Consider the following 21,241-nt stretch of genomic DNA (forward strand, 5'->3'; position numbering starts at 1 on the left):
CTTAGTCCTTCTTCAAGTGTTTTTCAAGTAAAGCATAGCGTTCGTTTTCAATACGCTCAACTTCAGCAGCAGGAACGTAGTAATCAACATTCTTAGTGAATGAGCTTACGATCAAGCTAACAACAGCTGCAACGAATGAAACAACAACGAGCCACCAAATATGCCAGATGAGTGCAAAGCCAAGAAGTGTAATGAACATTGCAATGACAAAACCAGCAGCACGATCAGTCGGCATGTGGATGTCTTCATATTTAGTATTACGTGCGTATGCTACACCATTTTCTTTGTCAGTCCAGAAACGGTCAACACCGCTTGCATCTGGTTCATGTGCAAAGTTATAGAATGGAGCAGGGGAAGAAGTTGCCCACTCAAGCGTACGAGCATCCCATGGATCGCCTGTAAGGTCCATGTTGTCTTTGCGCTGTAAGAAACCAACGATGATTTGCATTAAGAAACATGCAATACCAATAGCAACAAGAACAGCACCAAATAATGCAATCGCAAGGTATGGGTCCCACTCTGGGTTATCATATGTATTCAAACGACGAGTCATACCCATGAAACCAAGGATATAAAGTGGCATGAATGCAAAATAGAAACCAAAGAACCAGAACCAGAACGCAGCTTTACCCCATGCTTCATTGAGCTTCCAACCAAACATTTTTGGCCAGTAGTAAATGATGCCGGCAAACATACCAAACACCACACCACCGATAATTACGTTATGGAAGTGAGCGATCAAGAATAATGAGTTGTGTACTAAGAAGTCCGCAGGTGGAACAGCCATAAGTACACCAGTTAAACCACCGATACCGAATGTTACAAGGAAGCCAAGCGTCCATAACATTGGAGTAGTAAAGGTGATGCGACCTTTATACATGGTGAATAACCAAGAGAAGATTTTCACACCAGTAGGAATCGCAATAACCATGGTCATGATACCGAAGAACGCGTTAACGTTCGCACCAGCACCCATGGTGAAGAAGTGGTGAAGCCATACAACGAACGCAAGAACAGTAATCGCGATAGTTGCATACACCATAGACTTGTAACCGAACAACGCTTTACGAGAGAAGGTTGCAACGATTTCTGAGTATAGACCAAATGCTGGTAATACCAAGATATATACTTCAGGGTGACCCCATGTCCAGATCAAGTTCACATAAAGCATTGGGCTACCGCCAAGCTCATTTGTGAAGAAATGGAAGCCGAAGTAACGGTCGAGAGTAAGCATTGCAAGTGTACCTGTTAATACAGGGAATGATGCAATGATTAATACAGCCGTACAAAGTGAAGTCCACGTGAAAATAGGCATGTCCATTAATTTCATGCCAGGTGCACGCATTTTAATGATGGTAACGAAGAAGTTAACACCAGATAAAAGTGTACCTAGACCAGAAACCTGAAGTGCCCAGATATAGTAGTCAACACCTACACCAGGAGAATATTGAATGCCAGATAGAGGAGGGTAAGCCATCCAACCAGTCGCAGCAAATTCACCTAATACAAGTGAAAGCATCATTAAACCAGCAGCACCAGCGAATAACCAGAAGCTTAAAGAGTTTAATAATGGGAAAGCAACGTCACGAGCACCAATCTGTAAAGGTACAGAGATGTTCATCATACCTACAACGAGACCCATTGCTACGAAGAAGATCATGATTACACCGTGTGCGGTGAAGATCTGGTCGTAGTGGTCAGGATGTAAATAACCTTCGCCGCCGCCTTTAGCGAGGAAAAGTTGTAAACGCATCATGATCGCATCGGCGAAACCACGCAAAAGCATGACAACAGATACGATGATATACATGATACCAATCTTTTTATGGTCTACTGTAATAAACCACTCATTCCACAAATATCCCCATTTTTTGAAATAGGTGATACCGCCAAGCACTGCAATTGCACCAATTGCCATAAGGACCATGGTGACAAGTACGATTGGCTCTGTCGGGATAGAGTCCCAACCCAGTTTACCAAAAATCATATCCATGTCTTATTCCCCTTGAGCAGCGTGTTCAGCTGCAGCATGAGTGTCAGCTGTTGCATGTTCAGCAGAGTGGTCAACACCATGATAGTTACTCATATAATGGTTGATAACTGTTTCAAACAGTTTTGGTTCAACTGCAGAGTAATAAGTCACAGGGTGTGGCTTAGTCGGGAACGGTTTCATCGCTTCTGCTTTAGCAAGCGCTTCTTGATCACCAGCAGCTTTAGCACGATTTACTAAATGCTCGATTTGGTGCTTAGAACGATCGCCATCACGTAAGGTTGCCAATTCAGCTTGGTCAAGCGTAGTTTTTTGAACTGCTTCTGGGTTAATGGTTGAACCATTACCTGCTTTAACCGCTGCTACCCATTCGTTGAATTGTTGCTCTGTAACACTATGCGCCTTGAAACGCATTTGAGAGAAACCGTAACCAGAGTAGTTAGAAGAGAAACCACGATATACACCAGTTTCATTTGCTAACAAATGAAGGTGAGTTTGCATACCTGCCATTGCATAAATCTGGCCGCCTAACTGTGGAATGAAGAATGAGTTCATTGTAAAGTTAGAAGTGATTTTAAAGCTTAACGGAGTTTTTTCAGGGAAACGTACTTCGTTAACTGTTGCAATGTTTTGTTCAGGATAAATAAAGATCCACTTAAACTGTTCAGCAATAACTTGAATAGTTAAAGGTGCTTTATCTGATTCTAAAGGACGGTATGGGTCATACTTGTGGGAACCCCACCAAGTTAACCAAGCTAAAATACCAATAATAATGACAGGGATACCCCATACTACAACTTCAATTGCAGTTGAGTGTGCCCATGTAGGTTTATAGTCTGCATCTTTATTTGACGCGCGATATTTCCAACCAAACCATAATGCCATGATGATTGAAGGAATCACCACAAGTAACATTAAATAGATCGCAGTCATCATAAGGTCACTTTGACCTTGACCAACTGGACCTTTAGAGTTTAGAAGTACCATATCACCACCACACCCAGTCAAAAGTGCGGCAAGCGTTGATAAAGACAATACAGCTAAAATCGTTTGTCTCATTTTACAACCTCGGTGAAGAGTCCCATTCCCTAATTAAATATGGGATAGCGATTAAAGTGTCGCATGATTGAGAACGCTAATCCTTAAATTTAGACTTCTCAATTATATGACACCGCTACGTTGTAGGGCATTATGCCTCATATCGACAAACTAAGCTATACATAAAGTAGGCTGAAATAATTGTTTTAAAACCCGATTTTTTTTGTAGGGTATCTAATTTCAAAAGAGCTTTTATTTAAATATCAACTCACTATAGAAAAAAGGAGGCGGGGTGCCTCCTCTTTTTTTAGACATTAAATCAATGAGTCATTCACTATCATTTGATCACTTTTGTTCTTGCAATTTTGTCATGTAAAGCTTGTCGCTTTTGTCCTAATGCAAAAGCGTAGTCAATAATTGTACTGATCGGCATAAACAGTAAGTTTAATATGATAAAAACAATACTTCTTAATAAGAAGATACGAGTTAAATTAACCTTGCTATTGTCCTCAGCATCTACAATTTTAATTCCAACGATTTTCTTGCCTATACTCTGACCAAACTTTGTCAAAAGAACAGCTTGAATTGCAAGCATAATTACGACGTAAAGAAGCATTGAATGCCAAGCTTCTATTGGAATTAAAGTAAAAAGTTGCTGTTGCAATTCGGCAGCTTTAGTCGATGCGACTTCGGCAGATTGCATCTGTTTTTGTAGCTCGAATAATTGCTTATATTGAGCTTCATTAAAGAAAAAAGAAGGAATTGCAGCGATTGGTAACCAAAGCAATAAATCAATAATTTTTGCTAAAGCCCGAGCTGGAATAGATGCAAGTTCATGAACTTTAGGTTCTACACGAATTTGACGAATTGTTTCATTAGTTGATGTATTCGTATTTATTGTAGGTACAGAATAACCGATAGGTTGATATACAAGTTTACCTTGGGTTAATTCTCCTAAAGCTTTCCATTCTGTCATGCCTTCATGCCAAGCTAAATCAGTTAACAAAATTTGTTGACTAGCCAACATTTGATTTACTTGTTCTAAAGTATAAGGCCCAGCTTGTTGATTATTACGTGCCAAGTAAATTTGCATAAATAAAAATTCTCTATTCTAAAGATGAAAAAAGACCCACGGATGGGCCTTTTTTTATAACATATTAGATTTGCTTGATTTTTTCTTCAGCAAGGAAGAACCATGTATCTAACACTGAGTCTGGGTTAAGAGAGACAGATTCAATACCTTGTTCCATTAACCATTTTGCAAGATCTGGATGGTCTGAAGGACCCTGACCACAGATACCTACATATTTACCTGCTTTACGGCAGGCATGGATTGCCATTGAAAGAAGTGCTTTAACAGCTGCATCACGTTCATCAAATAAGTGTGAAACAATACCTGAGTCACGGTCAAGACCTAACGTTAACTGTGTTAAGTCATTAGAACCAATAGAGAAACCATCGAAGTGCTCTAAGAATTGCTCAGCTAACAGAGCGTTAGTTGGTAATTCACACATCATGATTACTTTTAAGCCGTTCTCACCACGTTTCAAACCATTTTGTGCCAGTAATTCAATAACGCGTTTCGCTTCAGATACTGTACGTACAAAAGGAATCATGATTTGAATATTGGTGAGACCCATTTCATCACGAACTTTCTTAAGTGCGCGACATTCTAATTCGAAACAATCACGGAAGTTATCAGATACATAACGGCTTGCACCACGGAAACCCAGCATCGGGTTTTCTTCTTCAGGCTCGTATAACTTACCACCAATTAAGTTTGCGTATTCGTTTGACTTGAAGTCAGACATACGAACGATCACTGGCTTGTCTCCAAATGCAGCAGCAAGAGTCGCAATACCTTCAACCAATTTTTCAACATAGAAATCTACAGGTGAAGCATAACCCGCTGTACGAGTTAAAACCGCAGCACGAGTTTCACGAGGTAGGCTGTCAATGTTAAGTAGGGCTTTAGGATGCACACCGATCATACGGTTAATGATGAACTCAAGACGAGCAAGGCCAATACCTTCGTTTGGAATTTGAGCAAAGTCAAATGCACGGTCAGGGTTACCTACGTTCATCATAATTTTGAACGAAAGCTTAGGCATAGATTCAATTGAGTTGCGTTGAACTTCGAAATCTAAAGCACCTTCGTAAATGAAACCTGTATCACCTTCAGCACAAGAAACAGTTACTTCTTGTCCGTCAGTTAATACTTCTGTTGCGTTACCACAACCTACAATCGCTGGTACACCAAGCTCACGTGCAATAATTGCTGCGTGACATGTACGACCACCACGGTTAGTGATAATTGCAGCAGCACGTTTCATTACCGGTTCCCAGTCAGGATCGGTCATATCTGATACAAGAACGTCGCCTTCTTGAACTTTGTCCATTTCTTTAATTGAGTTAACGATACGGACTTTACCAGAACCAATACGTTGACCAATTGAACGACCTTCACAAAGAACAGTACCTCTTTGTTTGAGAAGGTAGCGTTCCATAGTGCCTACATTTTGGCGGCTTTTTACAGTTTCAGGGCGAGCTTGAACAATATAAATTTGACCGTCATCACCGTCTTTTGCCCATTCGATATCCATTGGAGCACCGTAATGCTGCTCAATGATAAGCGCTTGTTTAGCTAACTCTTGTAACTCATGGTCATTTAAAGCGAATTGTTGACGGTCTTGTTTTTCAACATCAACAACAACAACAGATTTACCCGCAGAACCTTCTTCACCATAAATCATTTTTTGGTGTTTAGAGCCAAGGTTGCGACGTAAAACAGAATGTCTTCCTGCATTTAATAATGGTTTAGATAAGTAAAACTCATCTGGGTTAACGGCACCTTGTACAACCATTTCACCTAAACCGTAAGATGCAGTGATAAATACAACATCACGGAAACCAGATTCTGTATCAAGTGTAAACATTACACCCGCAGCGCCAGTTTCAGAACGAACCATACGCTGAACACCCGCTGAAAGTGCAACGATGTCATGATCAAAACCTTGATGCACACGGTAAGAAATTGCACGGTCATTATATAAAGAAGCAAACACTTCTTTAATCGCAATAAGTACGTTATCAATACCGCGAATATTCAAGAAAGTTTCTTGTTGACCCGCGAAAGAAGCATCTGGTAAATCTTCAGCAGTTGCAGATGAACGAACGGCAACCGCGATATCAGGGTTGCCGTTAGAAAGTGCTGTAAAAGCGGCGCGAATTTCTTGTTCTAAGGTTGCAGTGAGTGGAGTCTCTACAATCCATTGACGAATTTTTGCGCCTGTTTCTGCAAGAGCATTTACGTCATCGACGTTGAGTTGAGCAAGTTCTGCTTGAATTCGAGCGTTAAGACCACTTTGGTCTAAGAACTCACGATAGGCAGCAGCAGTAGTTGCAAAACCACCAGGTACCGATACACCAGCATTTGATAAATGGCTGATCATTTCACCCAAAGATGAGTTTTTCCCACCTACGAGTTCGACATCGTGTTTCCCTAATTTTTCTAGACCGATTACGCGCGCTTCCAAAGTTTTCACTCCACTTTTGCAGTATTAATGTCTATCTTGGCATGAAATTAAAAAAATAAAGTGCTTAGTTGAGAATTATACTAAGCGACAGTCATGTAAGATCAGTTTACTATAAAGATTATATAGCACTAAGACAAATGTTTAAGGAGAATTTTAATGTCAGAAAGTAAACAATTTAAGCGGAGTGTTTTTTTTATTTCTGATGGAACTGCAATTACTGCCGAGACTCTTGGACATTCGTTATTAGCACAATTCCCCAATGTAGATTTTGATATTCACATCATGCCGTATATTACAACTGAAGAGGCGGCAATGGATGTGGTGGTTGAGATTAATCGATGCCAAACCAAAGACGGTTGCCTACCTTTAGTATTTGATACTTTAGTCGATCCGCATGTGCGAGAGATTATTAATACGGCTAAAGCGGTTAATCTGGATGTGTTTGAAGGTTTAATTAGTAAACTTGAACAAGAGCTTGGAACACCGCCAACAACATTGGTTGGGCAGACTCATGCGGTAACCGATTCTGAATATTATAAAGCCCGTATCGATGCTGTTCATTTTGCGCTTGATAATGATGATGGGGCACGTACTCGTCATTATGACAAAGCGGATTTAATCTTAATTGGAGTTTCCCGTTCGGGTAAAACACCGACTTCTATTTACTTATCTCTTCAATTCGGTATTCGTGTTGCGAACTACCCATTAACTGAAGAAGATTTAGATGATAACCGTTTACCAGCAGTATTAAGAGCTCATCGTAATAAATTATTTGGTTTGATGATTGATGCTGAGCGTTTGGTCGCAATTCGTAGTGAACGTAAAGCGAATAGCCGTTATGCAAGTTTTAGCCAATGCCAAATGGAGCTAAGAGCAATTGAAGGGATTTATATTTCAGAAGGCATTAAATATTTAAACGTAACCGAAATGTCGATTGAAGAGATTTCAACTCGTATTTTACAAATGACGGGATTAAAACGTCGTATTGGTTAATTTAATCAAACGTTTATTTTTAACCATTCAATTTATATATCTCATAATGAGTAAATTGAATGGTTATAAATAGCACAGAAAAGTTTTAAATATAAAACAAAATATTATTTAATAGTTTTTATTGGTTACAAGCCTGTATTTCTTTTGAAACCCATTTGTAAAGTTAAATAACACTATTGAAAAGAAGTGTATGTATTTTATTATGCTGAAAAATAGTAATTATTTAATTTTGCTAACTATTTTAGTGAACTGTTTAAAAAAATATCAAATAATAAAAAATGTGAAATAAGTCACAATATTTTTTCTTTGTGTGATTGATTTTTTATTTTAATTATAATTTCCCACCTCGATATGGGACTATCCGATTATCAAAATGCTAAAAAAATGTGTTTTTTCATTGGTATATATCTTGCCTCTAAATTTATATGCCGCTCAAGTGGATGAATTGCGAGAGCAAGCTATTCACACTTACAAAACTGGACAAACTCAACAAGCAATATTGCAACTAGAACAATTGCTAAATAAGTATCCGCATGACCAAAAATTACTAGCTGATTATTTAGTTGTCATGTCAAGTGAAAAAAGAGATTTATTAATTTTTTCTCAGCATTTAGCAAATATTAATTATGTGACTTTTCCAGAATATGGACAATTCCCATTAATACGTAATTTGCGTGATTTTAAACACTTTAAAGATGCAATTGAGTGGTCGAATAAATTTAGTATTCAAAAGACATCTGACGGACAGATTTTATTAGCGGTTCTATATGCTGAGGCTAAAGACTCTGTAAATGCTAAGGTGCATTTATCTGGTATTAAGAGTAAAAATCTTACAGCCGATCAATTTGTTCAAATTGCTTATGCATATCGACTTATTAATTCACCTGTAGATGCTTTATCTGCAATCGAGCAAGCTTATCAACAACAACCAAAATCTTTTGCGGTTTTGCAAGAATATAGTTATGACTTGGCGGCTGTAGGCGCTTATAAAAAAGCTCAGCAGTTGCTGCTTGCCAGCGATAAAAATACGCAAACAGAATCGTTACAGCACTGGTTAAAAGTCAGCGAGTTTTCTCAACGTGTAAATAACGCAATTACTCGCTATAAATATTTGAATCGGGAAGGCATATCGGACAGTGAAGGCTTTGCTGAGCTTGATGCTGTGTTGAAACAAGGTGAGCAAATACAGCCTTTGATTCAACGCTCAGACCCTAATTATTTAAGATTTCATTATGACTATTTATATGCTTTGGACTTTCGTGGGCGTAGCCGTACGGTATTAGATGAATTTACTAAATTAAATGTACCGTTAGAAAAGCTACCGGCTTATGTTCGTCATGCGATTGCGGATAGTTATTTAGCTGAAAGACAACCTAAGCAGGCTGAACTCGCGTTTAAAACTTTACTTACCGAAAAAAACTACTCAGATATGACGGTATATACGGGGCTTTATTATTCTTATATTGAACAAGAAAAATATAAGCAAGCTGAACAACTTTTAAGTGAGGTTGATCGTTTAATCCCTACGTATAAATATAGCCAAGCCAAGGGAGTAGATAAATCAAGCCATCCTGATCGTGATGATTATATTGCTTTACAAGGCATGCATTTAGCTTATGCAAATCATTTGGATAAATCAGAAAAGCATTTTCAAAAACAAGTAGATCTTGCACCTGCTAATGAAGGTTTAATTAACAACCTTGCTCGTGTTGAGCGCTGGAGAGATAAACCGTTACAGGCAAAGCAAACAATTGCTCGTTTAAATGGTTTAACACCCGTTGCTAAAGATACGCGTATTAACCAAATGCAAAATGCTCAGGCTTTAGGAGATATTCCTGAGTGGCGCAAAAGTACAGAAAGTCTTTTGCAATATTATCCTGAAGATAGCGGTGTAGTTAAAAGTCGAAAAGAGTTGGATGATCGTGATAGAGCAACCATCTCGCACTCAACGACTTGGGGCCAGAGTAAAGCAGAAAATAGCGATTCTGTGAGTGGGCAAAATGGCTTAAAAGATCGAGAAATGGAAACTCGTATTAATAGCCCTTGGATTAAAGATAATTATCGTCTATTTGCTTGGCATCAAGATCGTTACGGTGAATACCGTTTTGGTGATGTGCATGACCAACGTTATGGTGTCGGTGCTGAGTGGCAAGCAAATCGTAAGGCATTGTCGGCTATCTTGTCGCAAAGTACAGATGGTGGACAAGCAGGTGTTCGTCTTGATTGGTCACAATGGCTAAACGACCACTGGCAATATCAATTGCAATATGACAGTCAGGCTAATATTCCATTACAAGCAATTGATGCTGATAAGGATGGACAAGCTTACCGTGCTGCTTTGACATGGCAAAAAGATGAGTCACGCCAAATTGGGGCAAGTTATGGCTTAACCGATATAAGCGACGGTAATAAACAACAAGAATTTTCGACTTTTTGGCGCGAGCGGTTATTTGATGCGCCTCATCATATTACCTATGGAACGGTACGTGGATTTTATGGCAGCAATAGCCAAGATGAGACCGCTTACTTTAGCCCAAGTAATCATTACAGTGCTGAGTTGAATTTAAGCCATGACTGGGTCACTTGGCGAGAGTACGAACGCTCATTTAAACAACATTTTGAAGCTGGAGTTGGGCTTTATAAACAAGCAGATTACTCAGCTCGACCAACATATTCTTTGCAATATCAACATCAATGGCAGCTCTCACGGACTTGGCAACTTAATTATGGAGTTGGTTGGCAATACCATCCATATGATGGTCATGATGAACAACATACCTACGGTATTTTTGGATTTGAAGGGCGTTTTTAATGAATAATATGATGTCAAAAATGTTGAGCTGTGTGTTTGCCTCAACATTATTACCCGTACAATTTGCCTATGCCCGCATTGAAACTGAACTACCAAAAAACCATACGGTTTCGTTAACTTTTCATGATGTGCGAGATGACGTACTCAAGGAAGGTGACCGCGATGTTTATGCGATTCAGACCAATAATCTGGCACAGTTTCTCGATTGGCTTAGCCAGTCGGACTGGAAACCGATTCGTCTAAAAGACATTGAAGAGGCGCGTAAGCAAGGTAAAGAATTACCTCATAACTCTATTCTACTGACCTTTGATGATGGTGCTTTAAGTAGCTATAGCCGAGTATTTCCTTTACTGAAGCAATATAAAATTCCAGCAGTTTTTGCTCTTCCAACAAGTTGGTTAAATGGTAATACAAAAGCGGGTTATGAAGCCTATGGTCAAGGTAACTTGGTGAACTGGGCTCAAGTTCGTGAAATGCAAGCATCTGGGTTAGCCGAGTTTGCAAGCCATAGCGATGATTTACATCATGGTGTATTAGCCAATCCTCAAGGTAATGAGCAACCTGCTGCGACTTCTTATGCCTATTTAAAATCGCAATCACGCTATGAAACCGATGCGGAATATCAACAACGCATTTTGCAGGATTTAAAAAAATCGTATGCAGTTTTAAAAAAAGAAGTTGGGGTTAATCCTAAAGCAATTATTTGGCCATATGGCGCCGTGAATGAGCAGTTAGAGAAGCTAGCACAACAGGCGGGTTTCCAGTTTTCATTCAGTTTGGGACGTGATGGCATGAATCGCGTGAGTGACTCAACTTTCAAACGTAGCTTAGTCATTAATAACCCTACAGCCGAACAACTTACAGAAGGCATGTTAAATATTCTGAACTTTGAAGAGTCAGATTTATTTAAGCAGCCACGTCATTTTGTGAGTATGGATTTAAAGCAGTTAGCAGCGCAGCACAATACTCAAACTGATGGAAAACTTGGGCAGTTGTTATCAAAACTCTATAGCTTAAAAAACAATGCTTTAATCTTAAAGCCTTTGGAAGACAAAGATGGAGATGGGCAATATGATGTCGCTTATTTCCCTACAAATAAAATGTCTGTTCAACAAGATATTTTAAACCGTAGTTTATGGCAGGCTCAAACTCGTGCAGGTCAATCTGTAATATTAGAGTTGCCTGCTTATCCGCAAAAAGATAAACCATTTTTAGCTGTAGATTTGGCTAAAGATATTGCACGTTTCAATAGTAATTTAAGCGGTGTTCAGCTTAATGCAGGATCATCTTTAAATTGCGCAATGCAAAAAACAACCGTGCAAGAAAGCAGTTGCATTGAACAATCAAAACAGCTCGAACAACTGAGTGAACTGACTAAGGAAGCGGTCAAACCTTATTTAAATATGAGTAATCAGGCACAGTTTAGTTTATTGCTTACACCTGATTTAGACCATATTGAAAATCTACCTGAGCTTATAAAAACGCTTTTAATGCAACATGATCTAGTCAATTTGAAGTTTGATGTGATTAGTAAGAAAAAACAATTTAATCACTTGTTAACGCTCTTAAATACACTTGATGAAAATGATAAGCAAAGAATAATGCTGACTTTAGTATTACCAGAAAATTCGCAAAAAAATGCTTGGGAAGAGGTTCAGAAAGGACTCTTTTCTATTCAGCGAGTAGGAATCCAGAAATTCGGTATAGATGGCTATGATTTTGAAAAATCAAAAGATGTTCATCAATATTTATATAATCCGCTTAGCCGGAATGCTAGCCCTGTGATGTATCAGCCTTTTGCTGGATTGGTAGAGGGGAAAAAGTAATGAGGGTATTACTTGATATTCTGTTTGCTTTTGCCTTTTTATATCCCTTACTGATGGCTTGGACATGGATGGTAGGGGGACTTTGGTTTTTCTTTAAAAGAGAATACCGCGAACAAGCGCTTCCTGAACCTACAGGTGAAGGATGCAGTATCATCATTCCGTGTTTTAACGAAGAAGCTCAGGTTCGTCAAACAATTCGTTATGCGTTACAAACCAAATATCCTAATTTTGAAGTCATTGCTGTTAATGACGGAAGTAGTGATGGGACCGCCGAAATTCTAGATGAATTGTCAGCGCAAGATTCACGACTTCGGGTTGTACACTTAGCAGAAAATCAGGGTAAGGCTGTAGCTTTAAGATCGGGAGTACTGGTTAGTAAATACGAATATCTTGTGTGTATTGATGGAGATGCGTTGTTACATCCGCATGCGGTACTTTGGTTAATGCAGCCATTTATTAACTTCCCGCGAATTGGTGCTGTAACAGGTAATCCACGAATTTTAAATCGATCTAGTATTTTGGGAAAATTACAGGTTGGTGAGTTTTCTTCGATTATTGGCTTGATTAAACGTGCACAACGTACATATGGTCGTATTTTTACCGTATCTGGTGTGATTGCAGCATTTCGTAAAACTGCACTTGTTCGAGTCGGGTTTTGGTCTGACGATAAAATTACCGAAGATATTGATATTTCATGGAAGTTACAACTCGACCATTGGGATATTCAGTATATTCCACAAGCGCTTTGTTATATCTATATGCCTGAGACATTTAAAGGCCTATGGAAACAGCGTCTTCGCTGGGCGCAAGGTGGAGTAGAGGTTCTTATAGAATATATTCCACAAATGTTCAAACTGCGTGTTCGCAGAATGTGGCCGGTCATGATTGAGGCGCTAGTCAGTATTATCTGGTCTTATGTGATGATCATGATCTTCACGTTATTTTTTGTGGGATTGTTTATTGAGCTGCCTCAGCAATGGCAGATCAAAACGCTTATGCCACAGTGGTACGGTGTAATACTAGGCGGAACATGTTTGATCCAGTTTTTAGTGAGTTTGTGGATTGATCATCGTTATGACCGAGGGCGTTTTTTTAGAAATTACTTTTGGGTGATTTGGTACCCGTTATTTTTCTGGCTACTGACTTTGTTCACAAGTGTCGTTGCGGTACCAAAAACTTTATTTAACACAAAAAAACGTGCCCGTTGGGTAAGTCCAGATCGAGGCTTCCGTGGAGATAACCCATGAAACTTGAGGAAAATAAGGATATAGAGACTTTAGATATCCCTGAATATATTGATCAGCCGAAATATGTCAAAAATAAAACAGCAAACTATACATTACAAACCATTGGCTGGATTTGTTTAATGTGGCTACTTTTCCCATTGGTTTCACTGTTTTTATGGATTTTTGAAGGTCACTTAATTTATGATTACGTCTGGGTAGACCACTTATCAGAAGTTAAGACCTTATTACATTTAGCATTAATGATCGGGATTAGCGCGCTTATTTTAATTTTATGGGCAAGTTATAACTGGATTAGGTTTAGGGGCGAGGACCGACGTGCTAAGGCACCTAATAGTTCTGTAGAATTATTAGCGGCCCAATTTTCAGTTACTTCCGGCATGCTAAATGATTTGCAAGAAAAACAGCGCATCATTTTGTATTACGATGATCATGGTAATTTGCAAAAATATGAGTAAATAAAAAAGCATGGTCTAAAACCATGCTTTTTTACTTTTATGGGATTGCTCTGATAATAATATCAATGGGTTGTTCTATACCATCCATGCTGTGAATAGATCTATTGGTAATTTTAACAATTGGCCATGTTTGCAATTTACAGTTGGGTTTTTGAAGTGCTGCATAATAACTGTCGGATTTAAAAAATACTTTTTTCGTGGTTGCAGTATTGGGAGTCAAAAGACGCTTAAGCCACGGTTCATTTACTTGAGTTTCTAGAAACCGTAATGCCAGTATGCTTTTAACACGATTGTTAAATAATCTGCGGTTTTTGATAATAAGTGGGTGAGTAATTAACTTATGTGTACCCATCTGACTATGGGGTAAAATAAAATGAGGGGTGATTTGGAAGACAGTCACAAATTTTGCTTGCTGACAGATTTTTTCAAGATGGGTCACGCTATCTTGATTTGTACCAATAATCGCGACAGATGAATGTGAAAAGTCAAACTCTTTAATTGATGTTGATGAAATCACTTGACCAGTAAAATCTTCGAAATCTTGAGAGATATTCTGAAAAATCACTGATTTTGAAGTGTTATTTTTAATATTAATACTCATTTTCCAAAAGTCCTTTTGGTTTTTTAAATCATGATGTTTTTATCGTTTTAATATAAATAACCAAGCAGGAAGTTGGGGTAAAGTCTTTTCAGATAGATGGTCATCCCATACTCGAAATCAATTCAAGTATGGGAGCTTGAAGTAAAATTTAATGTTCTGTTTTTACATTCATGAGTTGTGTAAAGCTTTCTAAACGTTTAGCTGTATCGTATACATCACATGTAAAAATAAATTCATCAACATCGTATGTCGCTAACAGCTTTTGTAAGCCAGAGCGAACCGTATCTACACAACCAATTTGCGCCATTGCATAGAAGTTTTCGACAGAAAGTTGTTCTGCTGTATTCCATAATCCCTGCATTGATTCAACTGGTGGTTTCAGCTTCAAGCTTTCACCACGGATTAAACCTAATACACGTTGGTAAGCACTAGTTGCTAAAAATTGTGCTTCCTCATCTGTATCTGCAACAACAACAGGCACACCCATTGAAACATACGGTTTATCTAGGTACTCAGAAGGTTCAAAGTTCTCCCGATAAAGTTGAATCGCTTGACCTAACATACGTGGTGCAAAATGTGATGCAAATGAGTAGGGAAGTCCAAGTTTTGCCGCGAGTTGTGCACTAAATAGGCTAGATCCAAGTAACCAAACAGGAACATGGGTGCTTTGCCCTGGTGTTGCAATAATTTTTTGTCCTGCTTGAGGTACATCGAAATATTTTAAGATTTCGACAACATCTCTAGGAAACTGATCTTCTGTTTCTTGATGGCCACGACGTAAAGCTCGCATGGTGAGTTGATCTGTACCGGGAGCACGGCCTAAACCAAGTTCAATACGATTTGGATATAAAGTAGCAAGCGTCCCGAACTGTTCTGCGACAACTAAAGGGGCATGGTTAGGAAGCATAATTCCGCCTGAACCTAAGCGAATATGCTGTGTATGTGCTGCAATAAAACCGAGTAAGACAGCGGTAGCTGAACTTGCGATACCATCCATGTTGTGATGTTCAGCAAGCCAGAAACGTTCATAGCCTAATTTTTCTGCATGTTGTGCCAATTCTAATGCGTGACGTAATGAGAATTCGATGGTTTTATCATTACGAATAGGAGCAAGTTCTAAGATAGAGAACTTGGTATCTTGAAGTGATCGCATGCGATATTCTCGAATAAGGATATATCGAAATAATACGATATATAGGGTATGATGTATATCGTTTTTTTTCGATATTAAATTTTATCTATCAATAAAAAAGCACCCGGAGGTGCTCTTTTGATTCATATATGAATTATCGGTTTTTGTACCAACCACGGTGTAAGCCATTGTCATGGCGACGGCTACCGCCTTTATAATAACGACGGTCACCATCGTAATATCTACGGTCATCACGATCGTAACGTCCGCGGTCATAACGGTCATCGTAGTTACGATCTTCAGCAACTTTACGACCTAATGCAGAACCACCAGCGGCACCTACTGCTGCACCGATGTATCCACCGTTGGTACCGCCCATATTTTTGCCGACTGTATAACCAGCACCACCACCTAAAGCACCACCAATTGCAGCTTCTGTACGATTACGACGATCACTTGCTGCTGCTGCGCCACCAGCACCACCTAAAGCAGCACCGATTGTTGCGCCTGAGGTACCACCAATACTTTTACCGATTGCAGTACCCACTACACTACCTAAAGCAGAGGTTGCAGCAACACGTGTGCCATTGTCCGCATGTGCAACTGTTACCATAGAAGATGTTGCAATTAATGCACTAGCCAACCAAATATTCATTTTCATCGTAGAACTCCATGTCCTTTTTTACTGGAAGGACAGTTATCTTTATCTTGGGGTAAATGTAATAAAAAATTTCGTGATAATTATGGAGATGCCAAACGGAGATACGAGTGTTTTGTGTCGGTTTGTAGTGTTTGTATTAATTTGTGGATAAACCATGAGCATACGGAATATGAGCGTATAGCTTCATCACAATAAAAAAGCACCCGAAGGTGCTTAAATATCTGTTTGTCAAATTTGATTAGTGATGACGACGGTGTTTTTTCTTCCAGTGTTTAGAAGATTTAGTTGTATAGCGGTCTTTAGAAATTTTATTACCTAAAGCAGAACCACCCGCAGCACCTAAAGCAGCACCGACATAACCGCCGTTTGTACCACCCATGCTTTTACCAACGGTGTAACCGGCACCACCACCTAAAGCACCGCCAATCGCAGATTCAGTACGGTTACGACGGTCGCTCGCAACAGCTGCACCACCAGCACCGCCTAAAGCAGCACCAATTGTTGCGCCAGATGTACCGCCCATACTTTTACCAATTGCAGTACCAGCTACACTACCCAAAGCAGACGCAGCTGCTACATGTGTTGTATTGTCAGCATGTGCCACACTAACCATTGAAGTTGCTAGAACAGCGCTACATAACCAAGCATTTAATTTCATTTTTGACTCCGCGTCCCCAGTTGCAGGACCCTATATCTTTTGTTACGGCAAATGTAACAAAACACTTCTCCCCAAATATGGAGAACCATCTTTTGATTATTGCAGTTTAGTGTTTGGTTTGTATGTTTTCTATTAAAAACGAATGTAAAACCACCAATCTCATTGAAAATCTAGCTCATAGAATGATCGAAAATAAGTATTAAGCATTTGATAGGAACAATATATAAATTAACGTGTTTATAGATAATGAGAAGGCTGTTCTAAAGTTCAAGGAATTAAAGGATTATATATGTCATTTAATCGGCATAATCTGTAAACTATGCGCTATTTTTATGATTTGGCTTATCTTCTTATATTTATCTAGATAAGTTTTTTGGACTTTTGAGATATTTCCTCTTATGAAAGCGTCACTCCGTTTACGACTTGATCAACTCTGTGATCGACATGAAGAACTTACTGCATTGCTTGCAGATGCTGAAGTGATCTCCGATAACAAACGTTTCCGTAAATTGTCTCGTGAACATAGTGATTTATCTGAAATTACCGAAGTTTGGGGCAAATATCGTCAAGCAGAAGAAGATATTGAAACTGCTGAAATGATGAAGTCGGACCCAGACTTTAAAGATATGGCAGAAGAAGAAATTCAGGCCAATAAAGCATTGCTTGAAGAATTAGAAAGCCAGCTCAACATTTTGATGATTCCAAAAGATCCAAATGACTCTAATGCTGCGTATTTAGAAATTCGTGCCGGGACGGGCGGTGATGAAGCTGCGATTTTCTCTGGTGATTTATTCCGCATGTACAGCAAATATGCCGAGGCACAAGGCTGGCGTATTGAAGTCCTTTCTGAAAATGAAGGCGAGCATGGTGGTTTTAAAGAAGTTATTTGCCGTGTAGATGGTGATGGAGTGTATGGTCGCTTGAAGTTTGAAAGTGGTGCTCACCGTGTGCAACGTGTTCCAGCCACTGAATCACAAGGCCGTGTGCATACTTCAGCTTGTACAGTCGCGATCTTGCCTGAAATTGATGTTGATACCAACGTTGAAATTAATCCGGCAGATTTACGTATTGATACTTACCGTGCATCAGGTGCGGGTGGTCAGCACATTAACAAAACCGATTCGGCCGTGCGTATTACTCACATTCCAACCGGTACAGTAGTTGAGTGTCAAGAAGAGCGTTCACAGCATAAGAACAAAGCTAAAGCGATGGCATTGTTAGTATCGCGTTTAGAAAATGCTAAACGTGCAGCAGCAGATGCAGCAACTTCTGAAATGCGCCGTGATTTGGTTGGTTCTGGTGACCGTTCTGAACGTATCCGTACTTATAACTATCCGCAAGGTCGTATGACAGACCATCGTATTAACCTAACTTTATATAAGTTGGATGCGATTATGGAAGGTGATTTAACTGAATTGCTCGATAGTTTACATCGCGAATATCAGGCAGATCAGCTTGCGATGCTTGCACAGGAAAATGGCGGCTAATGAATATTGCTCAAGCGCTTGCAATTCGTGGCGAGCCTGACAGTTATGAACGACAAGAAAATGCTTGGTTACTTGAGCATTTTCTAAAAATCAATTCGCTTGAATTAAAGTTTAGACTTGAGCAAGAGTTAACAGCCCAACAAGAGCAAGATTATTTGGCTGGCCTTGAACGTATTCAAAAAGGTGAACCTTTAGCTTATGTAACGGGTTCACAGCCATTTTGGACCCTCGATTTAAAAGTAACATCTGATACTTTAGTACCTCGTCCAGATACTGAGGTTTTAGTTGAAACTGTTTTAAATCTAAATTTGCCCAAGAATGCAAATATTGTTGATTTGGGAACGGGAACAGGTGCAATTGCGCTTGCATTAGCAAATGAACGTCCAGATTGGCAAGTCACGGCAACTGATATTTATGCGCCTACTCTAGAAGTTGCAAAAGAAAACGCTCAAACACATGCCTTACATCATGTGAAATTTGCTTGCGGTGCTTGGTTTGAGGCACTTGAACCACAACAATTTGATTTAATTGTTTCTAATCCGCCGTATATTGACCCTGAAGATGAGCACATGCAAGCTTTGGCAACAGAACCACGCCGTGCATTGGTTTCAGACCGTCAGGGATTAGCTGATATTGAAATTATTATTTCCCAAGGTAAAAACTGGCTAAAACCACAAGGTTGGATTGCACTAGAGCATGGTTATGACCAAGGGCAGGCGGTTCGAAATATATTTGCTGAGCATGGTTTTAGTCAGATTAAAACCATTCAAGACTATGGCCAAAATGATCGAGTCACGTTGGCATCATTATAAGTAAAGTGGGAGCTATTTAATTTTTGGAGCGAAGAGTAGCTTCTCGATACGCACCTGGGCTAACACCTGTCCATTTTTTAAAAGCACGGTGAAATGCACTTGGGTCATGAAAATTTAGATCTTCACTAATATCTTGAATTGAGTCATTCGTTTTACTTAAGCGTTCAACAGCAATATCACAGCGGATTTCATTTTTAATTTGTTGATAGCTTACACCTTCATGTTTCAGTCTACGTTGAACGGTGGCTTCTGAAATATTGAGTTGGTGAGCTACATCTTTGAGTTCAGGCCATTGTGCAGGGTGGAGTTTCAATAAATGGCGACGAATAAGTACACTCAGGGCATTTTCATTTTTAAAGCGAACTAAAAGATTTTGCGGAGTTTGCTCTAAAAAATCATAAAGCGCTTTTTTATCTTTCTTAATTTTAATATCTAAATAGTGGGCATCGAACTCAACTCGATTTATCTCAGCATTAAATTGAATATCTTCACCAAAACGAACTAAATAGTCCTGAATATCGTTCGGTTTAGCACAACGTACCATAATAGTATTTAAACCAATTCGCTGATCAACTAACCAACACATAAGCCCATGTACTAATATTAAAAAGGTTGCGTAAGTAAACATACGTTTAGGTTGTTCTTGATCATGAATCACTAAATATGCGTTTTGCTGGTCGCGGATGAGTTCTCCATGCATGTCATCTAGAACAAAGTTAAAAAACTTCAAAATATCGTAGAGCGCTTTTTCTAAAGTTTCAGCCGTACTGACGAGTTTAGTCAGTAATTTATAGCTTCCACGACGCATGGGGTGGCTATCCATCCCAAAAAACTCATCGTTCATGGCATTTGCAAGCTCTATCCATAATTGGGCATATGTCGTAACAGGCACACGAGCCTTTGGGGATATCAGCAATTCAGCGGGGATACCTGCTTTATTTAGAATTATTTGTGTATTTAGGCCTTTGGCATAAGCCGCACTCAGTGCTTCATGTACTAGTGCAATCGAAATTGTGCCTTTACTTAAAGAAGATTGGACAACCATGTCAAAGACTCATATTTTCTTTATATATTTCAAGTGAAATACTACATATTTAAAATTTGGATTGATCAAAAGCTGCAAACATTTTGAGGCTTTTTGAAATTGTATCGGAAAACAACAACTTTTACTCTCACTACTAAGTTTAAAGAACATTTCTATAGGACATTACATAATGAAAATTCAAGGGAAACATTTCGTCATTACAGGTGGTGGCTCAGGTTTGGGTGCTGCAACAGCTGAGTATTTGGTCCAGCAAGGTGCTTCAGTTACCTTGGTAGACATGAATGTAGACGCAGGCGAGCAACAAGCGAAACAGTTGGGGCCAAAAGCTGACTTTGTAAGACTTGATGTAACCGATGAAGCTGCTGCTGAACAGTTCTTTAAAGATGTGTTGGTCAAACATGGTCATTTGCATGGTTTGGTTAACTGTGCGGGTATTGGCCCTTCTGCAAAAGTGGTTGGTCGTGAAGGCGTACATGATTTGGCATTATTTTCAAAAACGCTGCAAATTAATGTTACAGGTACATTTAACATGCTGCGTTTTGCAGCAGATGTAATGAGTAAAAACACGGTTGAAGAAGGTGAAGAAGACCGTGGTGTGATTGTAAACACTGCGTCTGTGGCTGCATTTGACGGCCAAATTGGTCAGGCAGCTTATTCAGCTTCTAAAGGCGCTATTGTGGCGATGACATTGCCGATTGCTCGTGAGCTTGCGCGACATGCCATTCGTATTATGACCATTGCACCGGGAATTATGGAAACCCCAATGCTTAAGGGGATGCCACAGAATGTACAGGATGCTTTGGGACAAATGGTGCCATATCCATCTCGTTTAGGAAAACCAGAAGAGTTTGCCCGTTTGGTGGCACATATTGCTGAAAACTCTTACTTAAATGGTGAAGTCATCCGTCTAGATGGTGCAATTCGTATGGCAGCAAAATAATAAAAATA

General features: G+C 39.3%; 17 protein-coding genes. 8 read left to right on the forward strand and 9 right to left on the reverse strand.

The window, feature by feature from the left end; translation table 11 throughout:
• Window position 1: 1 nt before the first annotated feature.
• The 4 genes from cyoB to ppsA all read right to left on the reverse strand — a co-directional run bounded on the left by cyoB (window position 2) and on the right by ppsA (window position 6,573).
• A complete protein-coding gene (gene cyoB / locus MKX14_RS02320; RefSeq protein ID WP_046811958.1) occupies window positions 2–1,993 on the reverse strand; it encodes a cytochrome o ubiquinol oxidase subunit I in 1,992 nt (663 codons plus the stop codon).
• 3 nt (window positions 1,994–1,996) lie between these two features.
• Window positions 1,997–3,049 (reverse strand): ubiquinol oxidase subunit II, encoded by a 1,053-nt coding sequence (gene cyoA, locus MKX14_RS02325; RefSeq protein WP_046811959.1) that lies wholly within the window; start codon window positions 3,047–3,049, stop codon window positions 1,997–1,999.
• Window positions 3,050–3,365: 316 nt separating this feature from the next.
• Entirely contained in the window at window positions 3,366–4,121 is a 756-nt protein-coding gene (locus MKX14_RS02330) for an RDD family protein (RefSeq protein WP_002119677.1), read from the reverse strand.
• 64 nt (window positions 4,122–4,185) lie between these two features.
• Window positions 4,186–6,573 carry a phosphoenolpyruvate synthase gene (ppsA, locus tag MKX14_RS02335; protein ID WP_005803576.1) on the reverse strand — a complete coding sequence of 796 codons (2,388 nt, stop codon included), beginning with the start codon at window positions 6,571–6,573 and terminating at the stop codon, window positions 4,186–4,188.
• 147 nt (window positions 6,574–6,720) lie between these two features.
• Here ppsA and ppsR point away from each other — a divergent pair, with 147 nt between their 5' ends.
• From ppsR to pgaD, 5 genes are all read left to right on the forward strand, one after another.
• Window positions 6,721–7,557: a posphoenolpyruvate synthetase regulatory kinase/phosphorylase PpsR gene (gene ppsR, locus MKX14_RS02340; RefSeq protein WP_016145814.1), complete on the forward strand. Its 837-nt coding sequence runs from the start codon at window positions 6,721–6,723 to the stop codon at window positions 7,555–7,557.
• A gap of 373 nt (window positions 7,558–7,930) precedes the next feature.
• Window positions 7,931–10,369, forward strand: a complete 2,439-nt coding sequence (gene pgaA, locus MKX14_RS02345) for a poly-beta-1,6 N-acetyl-D-glucosamine export porin PgaA (protein WP_240281648.1) — start codon at window positions 7,931–7,933, stop codon at window positions 10,367–10,369.
• Window positions 10,369–12,195 carry a poly-beta-1,6-N-acetyl-D-glucosamine N-deacetylase PgaB gene (gene pgaB, locus MKX14_RS02350; protein ID WP_240281649.1) on the forward strand — a complete coding sequence of 609 codons (1,827 nt, stop codon included), beginning with the start codon at window positions 10,369–10,371 and terminating at the stop codon, window positions 12,193–12,195. Before pgaA ends, pgaB begins: the two co-directional genes overlap by 1 nt.
• Window positions 12,195–13,442 carry a poly-beta-1,6-N-acetyl-D-glucosamine synthase gene (gene pgaC / locus MKX14_RS02355; RefSeq protein ID WP_133480765.1) on the forward strand — a complete coding sequence of 416 codons (1,248 nt, stop codon included), beginning with the start codon at window positions 12,195–12,197 and terminating at the stop codon, window positions 13,440–13,442. The genes pgaB and pgaC overlap by 1 nt, the downstream gene beginning before the upstream one ends.
• Window positions 13,439–13,897 carry a poly-beta-1,6-N-acetyl-D-glucosamine biosynthesis protein PgaD gene (pgaD, locus tag MKX14_RS02360; RefSeq protein WP_240281650.1) on the forward strand — a complete coding sequence of 153 codons (459 nt, stop codon included), beginning with the start codon at window positions 13,439–13,441 and terminating at the stop codon, window positions 13,895–13,897. Before pgaC ends, pgaD begins: the two co-directional genes overlap by 4 nt.
• A gap of 37 nt (window positions 13,898–13,934) precedes the next feature.
• On the opposite strand, the gene MKX14_RS02365 is transcribed toward pgaD, so the two are convergent.
• From MKX14_RS02365 to MKX14_RS02380, 4 genes are all read right to left on the reverse strand, one after another.
• Entirely contained in the window at window positions 13,935–14,498 is a 564-nt protein-coding gene (locus tag MKX14_RS02365) for a flavoprotein (RefSeq protein WP_108011065.1), read from the reverse strand.
• A 148-nt stretch (window positions 14,499–14,646) separates the two neighbouring features.
• Window positions 14,647–15,651, reverse strand: coding sequence for an LLM class flavin-dependent oxidoreductase (gene yhbW / locus MKX14_RS02370; RefSeq protein WP_240281651.1), 1,005 nt, complete (start codon window positions 15,649–15,651; stop codon window positions 14,647–14,649).
• Between the two features lie 133 nt (window positions 15,652–15,784).
• Window positions 15,785–16,291: a hypothetical protein gene (locus tag MKX14_RS02375; RefSeq protein ID WP_017480838.1), complete on the reverse strand. Its 507-nt coding sequence runs from the start codon at window positions 16,289–16,291 to the stop codon at window positions 15,785–15,787.
• A 238-nt stretch (window positions 16,292–16,529) separates the two neighbouring features.
• On the reverse strand, window positions 16,530–16,949 hold the full coding sequence (locus MKX14_RS02380) for a glycine zipper domain-containing protein (protein ID WP_240281652.1): 420 nt from the start codon (window positions 16,947–16,949) through the stop codon (window positions 16,530–16,532).
• Between the two features lie 398 nt (window positions 16,950–17,347).
• On the opposite strand from MKX14_RS02380, the gene prfA reads away from it, so the two are divergent.
• On the forward strand, window positions 17,348–18,436 hold the full coding sequence (gene prfA / locus MKX14_RS02385; RefSeq protein ID WP_108011061.1) for a peptide chain release factor 1: 1,089 nt from the start codon (window positions 17,348–17,350) through the stop codon (window positions 18,434–18,436).
• Window positions 18,436–19,248 carry a peptide chain release factor N(5)-glutamine methyltransferase gene (gene prmC / locus MKX14_RS02390; RefSeq protein ID WP_108011059.1) on the forward strand — a complete coding sequence of 271 codons (813 nt, stop codon included), beginning with the start codon at window positions 18,436–18,438 and terminating at the stop codon, window positions 19,246–19,248. Before prfA ends, prmC begins: the two co-directional genes overlap by 1 nt.
• A gap of 16 nt (window positions 19,249–19,264) precedes the next feature.
• On the opposite strand, the gene MKX14_RS02395 is transcribed toward prmC, so the two are convergent.
• The gene (locus MKX14_RS02395) at window positions 19,265–20,293 is read right to left on the reverse strand and encodes an AraC family transcriptional regulator (RefSeq protein ID WP_108011057.1); all 1,029 of its coding nucleotides are present in this window, start codon (window positions 20,291–20,293) and stop codon (window positions 19,265–19,267) included.
• A 169-nt stretch (window positions 20,294–20,462) separates the two neighbouring features.
• Between MKX14_RS02395 and MKX14_RS02400 the strand changes: the two genes are divergently transcribed.
• Entirely contained in the window at window positions 20,463–21,233 is a 771-nt protein-coding gene (locus MKX14_RS02400; protein ID WP_199991907.1) for a 3-hydroxyacyl-CoA dehydrogenase, read from the forward strand.
• Window positions 21,234–21,241 lie beyond the last annotated feature (8 nt).

Origin of the sequence: Acinetobacter pittii, assembly GCF_022449185.1 — a bacterium.
GTDB lineage: Bacteria > Pseudomonadota > Gammaproteobacteria > Pseudomonadales > Moraxellaceae > Acinetobacter > Acinetobacter pittii_I.

Excerpts from the sequence above, each read along its gene's own strand:
- cyoB (WP_046811958.1), bottom strand. The coding sequence starts at position 1,993 with ATGGATATGATTTTTGGTAAACTGGGTTGGGACTCTATCCCGACAGAG.
- cyoA (WP_046811959.1), bottom strand. The coding sequence starts at position 3,049 with ATGAGACAAACGATTTTAGCTGTATTGTCTTTATCAACGCTTGCCGCA.
- MKX14_RS02330 (WP_002119677.1), bottom strand. The coding sequence starts at position 4,121 with ATGCAAATTTACTTGGCACGTAATAATCAACAAGCTGGGCCTTATACT.
- ppsR (WP_016145814.1), top strand. The coding sequence starts at position 6,721 with ATGTCAGAAAGTAAACAATTTAAGCGGAGTGTTTTTTTTATTTCTGAT.
- pgaA (WP_240281648.1), top strand. The coding sequence starts at position 7,931 with ATGCTAAAAAAATGTGTTTTTTCATTGGTATATATCTTGCCTCTAAAT.
- pgaB (WP_240281649.1), top strand. The coding sequence starts at position 10,369 with ATGAATAATATGATGTCAAAAATGTTGAGCTGTGTGTTTGCCTCAACA.
- pgaC (WP_133480765.1), top strand. The coding sequence starts at position 12,195 with ATGAGGGTATTACTTGATATTCTGTTTGCTTTTGCCTTTTTATATCCC.
- pgaD (WP_240281650.1), top strand. The coding sequence starts at position 13,439 with ATGAAACTTGAGGAAAATAAGGATATAGAGACTTTAGATATCCCTGAA.
- MKX14_RS02365 (WP_108011065.1), bottom strand. The coding sequence starts at position 14,498 with ATGAGTATTAATATTAAAAATAACACTTCAAAATCAGTGATTTTTCAG.
- yhbW (WP_240281651.1), bottom strand. The coding sequence starts at position 15,651 with ATGCGATCACTTCAAGATACCAAGTTCTCTATCTTAGAACTTGCTCCT.
- MKX14_RS02375 (WP_017480838.1), bottom strand. The coding sequence starts at position 16,291 with ATGAAAATGAATATTTGGTTGGCTAGTGCATTAATTGCAACATCTTCT.
- MKX14_RS02380 (WP_240281652.1), bottom strand. The coding sequence starts at position 16,949 with ATGAAATTAAATGCTTGGTTATGTAGCGCTGTTCTAGCAACTTCAATG.
- prfA (WP_108011061.1), top strand. The coding sequence starts at position 17,348 with ATGAAAGCGTCACTCCGTTTACGACTTGATCAACTCTGTGATCGACAT.
- prmC (WP_108011059.1), top strand. The coding sequence starts at position 18,436 with ATGAATATTGCTCAAGCGCTTGCAATTCGTGGCGAGCCTGACAGTTAT.
- MKX14_RS02395 (WP_108011057.1), bottom strand. The coding sequence starts at position 20,293 with ATGGTTGTCCAATCTTCTTTAAGTAAAGGCACAATTTCGATTGCACTA.
- MKX14_RS02400 (WP_199991907.1), top strand. The coding sequence starts at position 20,463 with ATGAAAATTCAAGGGAAACATTTCGTCATTACAGGTGGTGGCTCAGGT.